The sequence below is a fragment of the Amycolatopsis sp. NBC_01488 genome, from assembly GCF_036227105.1.
Lineage (GTDB): Bacteria > Actinomycetota > Actinomycetes > Mycobacteriales > Pseudonocardiaceae > Amycolatopsis.
Map to the genome: position 1 here is coordinate 758974 of NZ_CP109434.1, position 12490 is coordinate 771463.

The 12490-nt window shown below is 66.4% G+C and carries 9 protein-coding genes and 1 pseudogene; 4 read left to right on the plus strand and 6 right to left on the minus strand.

The genetic code is table 11. The features are described 5' to 3' along the window. Window positions 1–106 precede the first annotated feature (106 nt). The 3 genes from OG738_RS03605 to OG738_RS03615 all read right to left on the minus strand — a co-directional run bounded on the left by OG738_RS03605 (window position 107) and on the right by OG738_RS03615 (window position 3153). On the minus strand, window positions 107–400 hold the full coding sequence (locus tag OG738_RS03605) for a hypothetical protein (protein WP_329051179.1): 294 nt from the start codon (window positions 398–400) through the stop codon (window positions 107–109). Window positions 401–857: 457 nt separating this feature from the next. Further along, entirely contained in the window at window positions 858–1637 is a 780-nt protein-coding gene (locus OG738_RS03610) for a class I SAM-dependent methyltransferase (protein ID WP_329051180.1), read from the minus strand. A gap of 892 nt (window positions 1638–2529) precedes the next feature. Continuing rightward, a complete protein-coding gene (locus tag OG738_RS03615) occupies window positions 2530–3153 on the minus strand; it encodes a hypothetical protein (protein WP_329051182.1) in 624 nt (207 codons plus the stop codon). A 342-nt stretch (window positions 3154–3495) separates the two neighbouring features. Between OG738_RS03615 and OG738_RS03620 the strand changes: the two genes are divergently transcribed. After that, window positions 3496–5862 (plus strand): WD40/YVTN/BNR-like repeat-containing protein, encoded by a 2367-nt coding sequence (locus OG738_RS03620; RefSeq protein WP_329051183.1) that lies wholly within the window; start codon window positions 3496–3498, stop codon window positions 5860–5862. A gap of 273 nt (window positions 5863–6135) precedes the next feature. On the opposite strand, the gene OG738_RS03625 is transcribed toward OG738_RS03620, so the two are convergent. Together OG738_RS03625 and OG738_RS03630 are read right to left on the minus strand one after the other, a co-directional pair. After that, window positions 6136–7257 (minus strand): hypothetical protein, encoded by a 1122-nt coding sequence (locus OG738_RS03625; protein ID WP_329051184.1) that lies wholly within the window; start codon window positions 7255–7257, stop codon window positions 6136–6138. Further along, window positions 7250–7600 carry a hypothetical protein gene (locus OG738_RS03630; protein WP_329051186.1) on the minus strand — a complete coding sequence of 117 codons (351 nt, stop codon included), beginning with the start codon at window positions 7598–7600 and terminating at the stop codon, window positions 7250–7252. The genes OG738_RS03625 and OG738_RS03630 overlap by 8 nt, the downstream gene beginning before the upstream one ends. Here OG738_RS03630 and OG738_RS03635 point away from each other — a divergent pair. From OG738_RS03635 to OG738_RS03645, 3 genes and pseudogenes are all read left to right on the plus strand, one after another. Beyond that, window positions 7599–9002 (plus strand): hypothetical protein, encoded by a 1404-nt coding sequence (locus OG738_RS03635; RefSeq protein ID WP_329051188.1) that lies wholly within the window; start codon window positions 7599–7601, stop codon window positions 9000–9002. The two genes, OG738_RS03630 and OG738_RS03635, sit on opposite strands and share 2 nt — an antisense overlap. Before the next feature lie 437 nt (window positions 9003–9439). Beyond that, window positions 9440–9781: pseudogene (locus OG738_RS03640) on the plus strand (class I SAM-dependent methyltransferase); the annotation flags it as partial. 307 nt (window positions 9782–10088) lie between these two features. After that, window positions 10089–10217, plus strand: coding sequence for a hypothetical protein (locus tag OG738_RS03645; protein ID WP_329057093.1), 129 nt, complete (start codon window positions 10089–10091; stop codon window positions 10215–10217). A gap of 141 nt (window positions 10218–10358) precedes the next feature. Here the strand turns inward: OG738_RS03645 and OG738_RS03650 are convergent, their stop codons facing one another. Beyond that, window positions 10359–12452, minus strand: coding sequence for a recombinase family protein (locus tag OG738_RS03650; protein ID WP_329051190.1), 2094 nt, complete (start codon window positions 12450–12452; stop codon window positions 10359–10361). Window positions 12453–12490: the final 38 nt, after the last annotated feature.

Consider the following 12490-nt stretch of genomic DNA (forward strand, 5'->3'; position numbering starts at 1 on the left):
TCGCGACCGCATCTGCGCTCAGAGCCACGCCTACGACAGCGACGGCTCGGCTTGACCAAGACCCAGCACGTCGGCCGCAAAGCACGTTCGGGCGGGCTGTCTTGAGTCAGGAGGAGGGTCGGTCGAGTGCCTCGTTGACACGCCGTTCGCGTTCGAGATCGGCCTCTGTCGGGGCGAGTCGGAAGCAGGAAAGGCGGACGCGTGCAAGCGCGCTACGGCGGGGACGAAGCCGCCAGTTGGCGAGCGCCGGGGTGTCGACGATGCACTCGAACGCTGCATCCGGCTGCTGGATGTGCCGGATTAACGCTTCCCATACGATGCCCGCCGTCGTCGGAGCAGACAGGTCAGAGAACCCGCCGAGGTCGACGAGCGTGTCGACAACACCCGTCGCGTAGGCCATGCCCTCTTTCCCGCTTTCATTGAGATCTCCTTCGTCAAGTCCACGCATCGCCCATGAAAGGCAAGCCCGGCAAGGGTCACGGCGGCGGGCATGTGAGGCCATGATATCGGCTCGTCGGGGCACGTGAGCCGCCGGTGGTAGCGGAGGCAGACGCCTGTAGTGGACGCCCAGCAAGAGCCTATCTGGCCCTCACACAAAATACGCCTTCAGAGTCAAAGCTGGCAGAGCGGAGCAGTGTGCCGTGGCACCGCCATCGAGCCGACGCATTCGCGCCCACCCGCACGGTGACCGCTTGACGCGCCGAAGAAGCCAGACCCACAACGCATCAGCGCGGCGTCTCACCCTCGCCAACCCCGCTGCGCCGGCCGATAGACCTGGAACCGCCCCAACAGGGCCCAGCGGCCCAGCGTGAACGCTGACGCTGCCGGGTCAGGTCAGGCTGGATGACGGCGCACCATCACGCGCTCGGGTCTGTCTCCCAGATCGACACGTGTTTAGTGCTTTCAGCAGTGAGCTCCGAGCGGTCCCAGTCCGCCCAGCGGTACTTCAGGCTCATCCCGGCGATGCGCGCCATGAGGTCCATCTCGGCTGGCCAGGCATACCGGAAGGGAATTCGACGGAACCGCCCCGTCCCGTCCGCTGACACGGTGACGTGATTCGACGTGAACTGCTGCGTGACGACGTCATACTGGTCGAACCCGACATAGCCGCCGCCGTCGGCGCTGGGCGCCACCGCGAACGGGACGGCGTCCTGCCCGGGCGGTAGGCGACGCAGGTCCGGCAGGCCTACCTCGACGAGGAACAGCCCGCCCGGCCGCAGATGTGCGGCCGCATTGCGGAAGACGTCGACCTGACTATCCTGTGTGGTCACGTTGCTGATCGTGTTGAACACCAGATAGACCATCGAGAACTGACCCATCACCCGCGTCGTCGTCATATCGCCGATCGTGACCTCGACCGCGTCGCCGCCCGGCTTGCCCGCGATCCGCGCCGCCATCGCCCGGCTCAGCTCGATCCCGCTCACCAGCACACCGCGAGCGGCCAGCGGCGCGGCAATCCGCCCGGTCCCGACGGCGAACTCAAGTACCGGGCCGTCGGCCAGGTCTTCGAGAACGTCCACTGCGGGCGTCACCACCCCAGGCGCGTTCGCACCGCCCGGAGAGTCGTAGCTCGCAGCCACGCTCTCGGGGAACCAGCCGTCCGCCGGGTCATCTCCCGCCTTCGTCTCACCGATCACGATCGCCGACGCTACGCCCACGACCGTGCGCCCACACACCATTTTCGACGCCCGTTAAGGCCACGACACCCGGTCGCTCGGCATCGCCCCGATCACGAGGTCGACACCAGCAACATCCAGACCACCGAGCAGGCGATCGAACCAGCCTCACACGCGAGCACGTTCATCCGTCTACGGCTGCGCGCCTTGATCAGTACGCCGACAGATGGCTCTACACGTTGACTTGACAGGGAACATCATCCAGACCGGCGCCCAGTCCTACTGCCTAGCCCACGCGGGAGTCCAAGACACCAGCAACGCCGCGGCCCGACTACGAGTCGACCTGGCCGCCAACTCCAGCAGCCGACCGCGCGGACGAGATCAGCTGGGTCAGCACATCCTCATCGATGGTCTCCGAGTATCCGCACCACAAGCAGCACCAACTGTCGCCTTCCCGACCCACCCCGGCCAAACACCGCGGACAGGTCGGAATGAACCCCGCCCACCACACCTTGCCTGCCTCGACCGATCGCGACGTCATGGCGATCATCCTAGCGGTCGGCATGCCCGCGAAAACTCCGCAAGAACGTCCATCGGCCGCGGCCCACCTCAGAGGACGACGGCGGACAGTACTCGCCGACATTGATCACGAAGTTGAGCGTCAAATGCGGTCAGATAAGGCGAACATCTGCGGTCCGTTCCCACTGGCTACAACCACACCTGGCACACCGCGGTGGAGAGGGTTCCGACAAAAGTGCGCTGGCGGTGGACGGTACCGTCACTGTGGCAGCGTTCCAGCCCTGGCCGTCCGCCCGCGGCCTACGGCATGCCGGAAATGAACGAGGCTTCGACGCGTAACGCCGCATGTCTGCCCGCCGCACGACCCGGTGTTTGACGTGCCGCCACCACGCGTTCAGGCGAGCTTGCGTACGAGTTCGCGCAGCCAGTCGCCGTATGCGCCGCTGGCATGCACGAGCTCGGGTACGAGGTACGTGGACGTTCCGGCCGAGCGGATCTGCTGATCCAGGACCGGCAGCACGATGATCCGCAACGAGAACGGCGCGGCCTTGTGACCGATCTCAGCTTCCACTGCCCGGACGACCGCGCCTTCTCGCCCCGCCCCTTGGGCACGTGCTGCCCGGAATGCCCTTATTCCGGCCCGCTTGCGAGTCGAATGCCACGCGTTGGCCGCGCCCCACCGTGTGCTGACCACGTGCCGAAGCGCCGGATAGCCGTCAAGGCCTTCGAAATCCGGTGGGCTGAACCTGTTCAGGTCAGCCATGTCCAACGGTTTCGGGGGCCCACTGAGCGACGGCGGGGCGAGCAATGCCCGCCACCACCACAGCCACCCTTCGACCAACTCGCCACCCGAAGGCAAGGACGGCTCGGGCACAGGGTCCACGTCCGGTGGGCCAGTCACCAGTCCGTCCGCTGGCACGTCGATCCGTTCCGCAGCCCGGAACCACAATGCCCACTCCAGCTGGTGATCCCACTGGTCGATGCTGATCGACCACGATGCCGTTCCAGCAGAGCGCACGCATCCTCCTCCATCGAGCGGGCCGCGGCAACGAACGTACTCTTCTGCCGAATTGAGCGCGTGCACGTGGGCAGATCGACATACTCTGCTCGTGTGATCGAGATCGGCTCGCGGGCGTGCACACTGCCAGCGCCTCCTTCCGTCGTCTGGGACTCCGCCAGTGGGGAACTACGGTGGACGTCCTTAGACTTTGGTCGCCCCGGAAGGACTCGACCCTACTTTCGACGCGGGCCGAATGGCCTAGCATGCCTGGGTTTCCCGTCGATCGTCCGATGACATCAGGGTTTGGAGAGGGTTAACGTACCTTGCTGATCAGGGGACACCCGGGGCGAGGTGCGCTGTATGTTCGGTTTCCGCCGGTTTTTGCGCCTGTTGGGCATAGTCGTCGTGGCCGTGGTCACCGCAGCGTTGTTGACCTCGGCGGCAGGGCACGTGATCGGGCTCGAGGGCGAGGATCACGACGCCGACAGCGGTCAGGTCGACGAGGACGAGGACGCCGGCGGTCCGCAGGCGCCGGCGGACTATCTCGACGACAAGTTCACGTCGTTCCAGACCGTCACCGACGATCAGGTGCGGCAGGCAGAGGCGCAGGCCGCGGCCTTGCCTGAGAACGGCAACGGCTGGCGTCTGGTCGGACCGTCCAACGTCGGCGGACGGATCAGTGGCCTCGTGGTCGACCCACGCCGTCCAGACACGATGTATGTCGCGGCAGCAGGCGGTGGCGTGTGGCGCAGCACGGACGCCGCCGCCACGTTCCAGCCCGCATGGCCGTCCGGCCTACCGCAGGCGATCGGCTCTTTGGAAATGGGACGGGACGGCACGTTGTGGGCCGGCACGGGCGAGGCGAATCCGTCCGGCGGCGGCCTGACGTTCTTCGGAAATGGTGTGTACCGGTCAACCGACGGCGGTCGTTCCTGGGATTCCTGGGGCCTGACCCGAAGCAGCTCGATCGGCAGGATCCTGGCCGACCCGGTGGATCCCCAGCGCGTGTACGCAGCCGCGACCGGCAACCTGTCCGGAACGGCTCAGCAGCGTGGCATCTACCGGCTGTCCGGCAACGGCCGGGATTGGCGGCTCGTGCTGCCGGCGCCGAACAAGACCACCGGTGGCGTGGACCTCGCGATGGACCCGGCCAACCACAACCGGATCTACGCCGTGCTGTGGGACCACCAGCGCAACAACGGCGCGCGCGTCTACGGCGGCGTCGGCTCCGGACTGTTCCGTTCGGACAACGGCGGCGACACGTGGACACGGCTGGAGAACGTGATCGGCACCGCGTCGACCGACCAGGCCGGCACCGGGCTGCACAGCGATCCGAGCCTCGGTCGCATCGGCATCGCCGTCGCACCGAACGACCCGAACCGGGTCTACGTCATCTCCGCCACGCAATACGGCCCGGACAAGGGTTTCTACGTGTCCAACGACGGCGGGAACTCGTTCACGCCGGGTGGGCACGCCGGCGGCAGCAGCGGTTACGCCTGGTGGTTCGGAAAGATGTGGGTCGACCCGCAGCACGAGAACCACTTGTTCTCCGCGGACGTCAACCTGCGGGAGTCCAGCGACAGTGGCGCGACCTGGCAGGTGTCCAACGGAGTCCACGCCGACCAGCACGCGATGCAGTGGGATCCGAACAAGACCGGCCGGGTCTACCTCGGCAACGACGGCGGCGTCTACCGGTCGGACACCAACGGCGCGTCGGGCGACTGGATCCACGCCACGTACGAGCCGTTCAACCAGTCGTATCACCTCGCTGTGGCCCAGGACGATCCCACCCGGCTGGCCACTGGCCTGCAGGACAACGGAAGCGTCCGGACGTGGACACAGACGACCCCACCCGGTGACCTCACCCAGTGGAACGCCTACGGCGGCGGCGACGGGCACGAGGTGCTGATCGACTACAGCGACCACAACGTCTACTACGAGTGTTCGCAGGTCGGTGTCTGTCATCGGCACGTGGACTCGGGCGGGAACTCGCAGTCGGTCAACTTCGGCACCCGGCACTCCGACCGGATCACCACGGACGCGCCGGTCGTGCTGGATCCCACCAACCCCAAGGTCGTCTACTTCGGGGGCAACGTCCTGGACCGGTCGACCGACGGTGGCGTCACGTTCACCCAGATCAGCCCGCCCGGCGATTTCCTGACCGGTCCGGTGCCGCCGAACGAGAACGACCAGGGTCCGTTCTACGCCAACGAGTACGCGACGATCACGTGGATCGCGCCGGCGAAGACCGACCCGAACACGATCTACGTCGGCACCGATATCGGCCGGCTGTGGAAGACCACGGACCTCGGCGCGACGTGGACCGAGTTCACCGGCAAGGGACTGCCGACGCGGTGGGTCAACGCGATCGTCGTCGACCCCACTGACGCCAGGCACGCGTTCGTGGCGTTCTCCGGCTACCGCGAGGGCGATCTCGCCGCCAACATCTGGGAAACCACCGACGGCGGGAACTCGTGGGACAACATCAGCGGGCGACTTCCGAACGCGCCGGTTGAGATGATCACCTACGACCAACCACGGAAACGGCTCTACGCGGCCACCAACCTCGGTGTGTTCGTCAACCGTGACGGCCGGGGCAACTGGCGTCGCCTGGGCCGCAGCCTGCCGAACACCTCCATTTTGGACATCAAGATCACGGGTGACGGCCAGAACCTCTACGCCGCCACCTTCGGCCGCAGCGTCTGGTCGATCCGGATCGACGACTGACGCTTCTCAGCGGCTACCTCACCAGCGCGATCGCCCTCGCCGAGGCCACGTCCGGACAGATATTGACGTCCTGTCATGCCGACGAGCGGGCCCTACATCTCATGAGCTGGCGCTCGACACGCAGACCCACCGGGGCCGCCGGTCGAACAGCTCCCATAGGTCCTCACCGCGCACACCACGCGACTGCCGGATCGGCACGGATGCTCAGCTCGTTGCACCAACATCCGCTGCCGACATCAAGTGGACAACCTGACGAAGAGGTGACATGAATTGTCAGAGGCGGTACGCAGCGCAGTCGGCGCGTAGCTGGTCGTACTCAGTGGTCTGCCGTCCTTCGACTGTCGGACGCGGGCCGAGTGCGTCGCATCCCGGAGGCACTCGGTAGACGATCCGGTAGCGAATCAGGCGGATGGCGGTGTCCAGCCAGTCGGGCCAGTCCCGCCCGGCTATGCCGCATCCCAGAGCGAGGTCCAACCAGAGGGGCAGCACTTTCCCGCCGTCGAGGACGGGATAGAGGTAGGCATCGATGTTCTGGTACAGGTCGCGTTCGGCCTGTTCACCCCGCTCGGCGCGGTGCTGGAGCTCGGCCCTTTTCTGCGAGGCGGTGTCCAGGTCGTCCTGTGCCCGGCGCGCATCGGCCTTCACGTGAGGAAGCACTTGAGCGAGACGCGTTGCCTCCTTTCGGTTACCGGCCCACCGCTCCAATAGCTGGGCCAGCGCCCTTCTGCTCGTCGTCGGATCCACTGTGGTCAGTTGACGAGCGGCCGTGACGGCTTCGCACACATGGCGCTGATACGCGGCGTCCTCGTCGCGGTACTGCTTGATCCGGGCCGCCGGCTCCTGGGTGTCCGTCATGCGGCGCAACTGGTGCGCTGCCTCCCTGCCCTCGGCCACCAGCCCGCCGAGTGCGGCCTGGCCGACCGCCCAATCGTCGATCTCGGCCCTCATTCCCGGCGCCTGAATCATACTGATCTGCCGTTTCAGGACAACGCACTGGCGCTGTGCGCTTTCTGCATTCTTCGCGACCGAGGTCATCTCCTGCCGCAACACGGCGAAGTTCTTGTCCACAGAACTGCTTTGCTCGTCGAAGAGCTCCTTCCACGCCTTTCCCGTCTTGTCGAGCCTGGTGTCCACCTCCTGGATCCGCTCGCTGACCGCGGCGGCCAGTTTTCGCTGCGATTCGGCGACGAGCGCTCTGGTGCTGTTCAGCTCGACCCGCAGTTTTTCCGGTTCGAGCGCGACGACCTGGATCGCGTTCTCGAACATGGCCACGACTTTGATGAAGGATTCCTTGATCGGGCCGGTGATCCTCGGGTCGGAGATGCGCTGGACGCCCAACGCCCATTCGTGCAGACGGCGCATCGTGCTCGTCAGCTCGTCGCGGCCATCAGACACGTCGGCCTCCCACGGCCAGCAGGACGGCGCCGGACGTCACGGCCACCACCGTCATGACGAGCAACGCCGCGTTCCACCCACCGAAGACCGCCAACGCCAGGGACACCAGGCCGGCCACCAGACCGGCCCACCCGCCGAGCCGGCACAGCCGGGTGGCACTTGCCTTTGCCCGGCGCCGCTGCAGTTCTCGCAGCGCGTCATCGAGTTCGTCGGCGACCACGGCGAGGTGACCGAAGTCCTTGGACTCCTCGTCGATCGCGTCCCAGCGACCGAGAGCCTGCCGAAGGTTTTCCTGCAGTATCCGAATTCTTTCGAAATCTTCATGGGTCTCGTTGAGCTGCATGTGGCGCCCCCGGCTCGTCCTTCAGGGTGAACATCGAAATGTACGCCCTGAAGGCGCGGCGCCGGTTTTTGTTGCTTCACCGATCCGCTGGTGCAACATTGGTGGCGTGACCCCACCGCGGCGAGGCAGGCCGAACACCGTCCCCGACGACATCGGAAAAGATCTCTTCGGCACCGTGTCCAACCGGAGCGCGGCGCGGTGGCTGTTGCGGTCGTGCCCGACGCACTCGCCCGATCCGGCTCTGTCGACGGTGCGCGGGTTCGCTACGGCCCTGAACGGACCCTCGCACCCGGGCACGGATGCGAGCACGATATCCCGCTGGGAGCGGTTGACCACGAGGATGCCGGCGGCGGCCGTCGCTCGCTACGAAAAACTGTGCAACCTGCCGGCAGGACAACTCGCGGCGGTCCTGACGAGTTTGGGCCAGCAACCGCACCGCGCCGCCTTCGACCACACGATGCCGGCCGTGCGATCCCGCATGGCGGACCTGCTCGACCGGTGTTTCGGGGCGGACGAATTGAGCGGCGTCGACTGGCTGGAGCTCATCGAGTTCCTGGTCACCTCCGAGAACCTGTTGCCGACGCGGCACTGGCACCTGCTGGCGACGCGGCTGCTCACCGAGATGTCCGTCTCAGTCGGCTGGCACTACCTGCACCGCCTGACCGCCCTCCACCGCCTCCACCGCCACCCGGAAGCCGGCCGCGTACTCGTGCCGGTGATCGCCGAGTTCATCACTTCCCGGTCCTGCCAGGTGATCGCCGATCCCCTGGCCCTTCTGGCGGCCAGTCCGCAACCATCGGCCCAGCCGGTGCTCATGCGGCTGCTCCGGCACCCGCCCGACGAGCACCACCTGCGCGCGGCGATGGTCGCCTGGTCGGTGCGCACCACCCCCACGTCGGACGACGTCGTGCGCCGCATCGCCGCCGCGGCCGCCGGGCACCTGCTCGACCCGGGACAGCCGCCCGCGGTGCGGCGAGCAGCGGCCGACCTCCTCGCCACCTGCCCCGCCGACCGGCTCGACACCGGCGTGCGCCATATCCGCCGGGGGCTGCGGGTGGACCAGGATCTTCGTGCCGTCCTCAATCACCGCGCCCTGATCACCCCCACGTCGAACGCGTCCGTGGTCACCACACTCACCGAAGCCGTCCAGGACGCCGTCGACGACGGCTCAGCTCTCCCCGGTCTCGTCCACCAGGCGTTGTACAGCACGAACAGCGACGCGAAGGTCAACGCTGTCAACGCGCTCGGCGCGTCACCGTTCCGCGCGACGCTCGTGGCGGCAGCCTGCCGACACCTCGCGGAGCTGGACAGCACCGCCGGCCCGACGACGTGGCGGCGCTGGCCGATCTCGTGGGCAGTCTCGGCGACGCCACGCATCGACAGTCCCTGGAGTCCGTGTTGACCACCCCGGCTCCCGGCGCTGTCGCCGCGGCCGCCGAGGGACTGGCACACCTACCCGGTCGTACCGACCCCGCCACCTGGCTGCGGGTCTTGGCGCTGCACCCGAGGCCAGACATCGTCAGAGCGGTCGCCTACGCGGCCGGTATGAACCAGGACCGCGCGACCCTCTGGACCCTGCGTGCCGACGCCAGAGTGAGCCAACGAGTGACGTGGTGGCTGCACCTGCCGGCTGCCGCCCAGCGCAGTGCGCGCCGATGACGGCCCGCTACTGCCTCGCTTGCGCCCAGGGCATAAGTTTTCCGGCGAGCGCCCGGCTGAACGGGCGCACCAGATTCTGCAGTAACCCGTCTCGTGGGCGACGTGGACCCGCCGACCTGCCCCTCCACATGAAGCTCGCCAGCGCACGCTCGTGCCGTTGAGCGGCGGCAGGGTGACTGGATGCAACCGGAGGTGCGCCTGCGCCTTGCCTCGTCCTTCGGCGCCACGGCAAGCGCCTACGACCAGCACCGCCCGGACTACGCGTCGGCCGCGGTGCGCTGGGCGCTGGCGCCCGCACCAGGCCCGCGAATCCTGGACCTTGGAGCCGGCACCGGCGAGCTGACCAGCACACTGGTCGCGCTGGGCGCCGACGTCATCGCGGTCGAACCCGAACCAGCGATACTGACCGAGCTCCACCACGCGCTGCCGGATGTCCGAGCCCTGGCGGACAGTGCCGAGACGATTCCGCTGCCGGACGCATCCGTCGATGCCGTGCCAGCCGGAAACGCCGTGCACTGGTTCGACATGACCGTCGCAGCGCCCGAGATCTCCCGGGTACTCGCACCTCGTGGCGTCCTGGCCGGCCTCTGGAACGTCATGGACGACCGTGGCGACTGGGTCGGCGGACTCGATCGGGTTAGGGCAGCGCAGCCATCGGCCCCCGTGACACATTCAGCACCTGGCGTGCCGCGACGGCGGGCTTGTCCCTTCCGACCCCGGTCTGGGTGTCGGGTTCGGCTCTCCGGAGCAGGCCGAGTTCCCGCACGGGCAGCGTCGCACCGCCGACCCCCTCCTCGCGGCCATCGCCACCTGTGCGGGGGTACTGGTCATGCCGGACCAAGAGCGAGACGCCACGCTCGACCGGATCCGCGCTTTCCTCGCGAGCAGGCCCGAAACCTCCAACGGCGAATTCACCCTTCCGATGCTGACGGGTGTGCTGCGCGTCCAGCAGCTGTGAAAGCGTCGACGACCCGGCGCTGCGGCGAGCGATTCGCGGTTCGTCGTACACAACACTCATAGCGCTGACCGGTGACTGCCCGACGCGCGCTCATGCCGCGATGAGGTCACCTGCCAAGGTGTACCGTCGGGGTCGATCGTGTCAGACTGACGGACTGGCATCACTACACGTTCTAGCGACATCGCCGAGAGACATGATGGACATTACGATCGCGGCCCATTGGGAAGGTGACGCGCCCGAGCGCGAACCTGCCGCACGTGCGGCCCTGATCATCACGCAGGCTTCCGACGAAGTCTCGGCAACAAGCCTCAACAGGCCTGCTGGCGACAGTCTCTCACCAATTACGGTGGAGCAAATCTGGAGCACAGCCACGATGCCAACCGCATTCAACTGCACTGGACCGCACTCAACGGCAGCCAACTGCGCCACGCGACCAGCAGGTTCTCCATAACCGCAGGTCAGAGCCATGATCGGCCCTGGCAGTGAGGGGGTCAGGGGTTCGAGTCCCCTTAGCTCCACCCTGGAAGCCTTACTCCAGAAATGACCCGCTGAGGGTGATGTGGAGTTGGCCGACGAACGTCCGAGCGAGTCAGCGTCGTACCCTTCCGAGGATGCGGCGCTGGTGTCGTTCTGGGGCAGCGTGCTTCGCTGGGCCGCTGTCCGGGTGTGGCTGACACGATACGAACGGTAGCCGTCCACGATCGCACCGAAGGGTTCGCGTAGCTCGTGCTCGGTGATCTTGCTGCCGTCGACATACAGCTTGGTGAAGAACACCTTGTTCAAGATGGCCCGTACTGTCTCGTTGCCCCGCTCGTAGGCCTCGTGAGGCTGGGCAAGCAGTGCCAGCGCCGCGTAGAAGACTTCACGGCCGACGTCGAGCCGCTGTTCTGACCGGTCAAGCGTGTCCTTGAGTTCGGCTTGCTCGTGGTGGATGCTGTCGAGCTTGGCGCGCAGCTTGTCTTTCGGCCAGCCTTCCTCGGCCGCGAGGTCGAGGTAGTAGTCCTCTTTGCGGTCGAGCTTCGTGAGCCGAGCTTGGAAGTCGGCGCGCAGGCTGTCGGTCAGCTCGGAGTTGGCGCTGACCGCTTCGTCCACGCCTGCCCGTACCTTGTCGAGCCATTCCTGGGGCAACGTGACGGCATGCGCATAGTGGGCGACGACCGCCTGTTCCATGATCTCGACGGGGACGCTGGGCATGTCGCACAGGCCGTCCTGGCGACCCCGGCAGTACCAGTACATGTACTCGCCGCCGTGACGCCCTTCGGCCCGCTGGATGATGAAGCGGTGCTGGCAGCGTCCGCACCAGACCACGCCTTTCAGGTAGTGATGGTGGGTGCGGTAGCGGGTGTGCCCTTCGGTGTGGCTGGCGAGGACGCGCTGCACGCGCTCGAAGAGCTCCTCGCTGACCAGGGCCTCATGCCGTCCGGGGTATTCGATCCCGTCGTACTCGACATACCCGAGGTAGTAGCGGTCGCGCAGCAGCGGGCCGATCTTCTTCTTGGAGATGGGACCGCCGGGGTAGCGTCCGGTCATCGGCATACGCAGCCCGGCTTGGGTGAGCTTTCGGCACAGCGACTCGTACGTCTCCTGCCCGGTGGCGAACAGCGCGAAGGCCATCGGTATGTACTTGGCCCGCTCCGGGTCGGGTACGACCGTGTTCACCTTGTGCCCGTCGATCAGCAGCTTCTCGTTGAGGTAGCCAAGTTTGGCGCGGCCGATGGTGCCGCCGTTGCGCGCCTTGTTGGCCATCTTGACCTTGATGTCCTCACCGCTCAAGCGGACTTGCAGCCAGTTGAAGACGTCCGTGATGGCCTTCATGGCTTCGCCCATCGCGCCGTCGCCGAACTCTTCCTTCGCGGACTGGAGCTTCACGCCAAGTTTGCCGAGTGCGACTTCGGTATTACCAGCGTCGATGTAGTTGCGGAAGGCGCGGGATCGCATATAGATCAGGACACAGTCGACGTCGCGTTGTTCGTGTATCCGCCGCATCATGTCGCGGAAGACCGGCCGCTTCTCGATGGTCTGCGCGGAGTTGCCCGGCTCCACATATTCCTCGATGATCACTGCGCCCATCTGGCGCGCCTTGTCGTGGCAAGCCTTGCGTTGGGTGTCGATCGAATTTCCGTCGGAGTCGAGATCGGCGTCAGTGTCCATCTGACGCTTGGAAGATACCCGCAGATACAGAACGACCCGTTTGACCGGATTCGTCACAGCATCTTTGACGGTAGTGGTGCCCACGGACACGTACCCTTTCTATTAAGGAACGAGCAGTGTGC

Bases quoted from the DNA above. Each gene is read 5' to 3' on its own strand.
- OG738_RS03605 (WP_329051179.1), bottom strand. From the start codon at position 400: ATGGCCTACGCGACGGGTGTTGTCGACACGCTCGTCGACCTCGGCGGG.
- OG738_RS03620 (WP_329051183.1), top strand. From the start codon at position 3,496: ATGTTCGGTTTCCGCCGGTTTTTGCGCCTGTTGGGCATAGTCGTCGTG.
- OG738_RS03635 (WP_329051188.1), top strand. From the start codon at position 7,599: ATGTGGCGCCCCCGGCTCGTCCTTCAGGGTGAACATCGAAATGTACGC.
- OG738_RS03630 (WP_329051186.1), bottom strand. From the start codon at position 7,600: ATGCAGCTCAACGAGACCCATGAAGATTTCGAAAGAATTCGGATACTG.
- OG738_RS03645 (WP_329057093.1), top strand. From the start codon at position 10,089: ATGCCGGACCAAGAGCGAGACGCCACGCTCGACCGGATCCGCGCTTTC.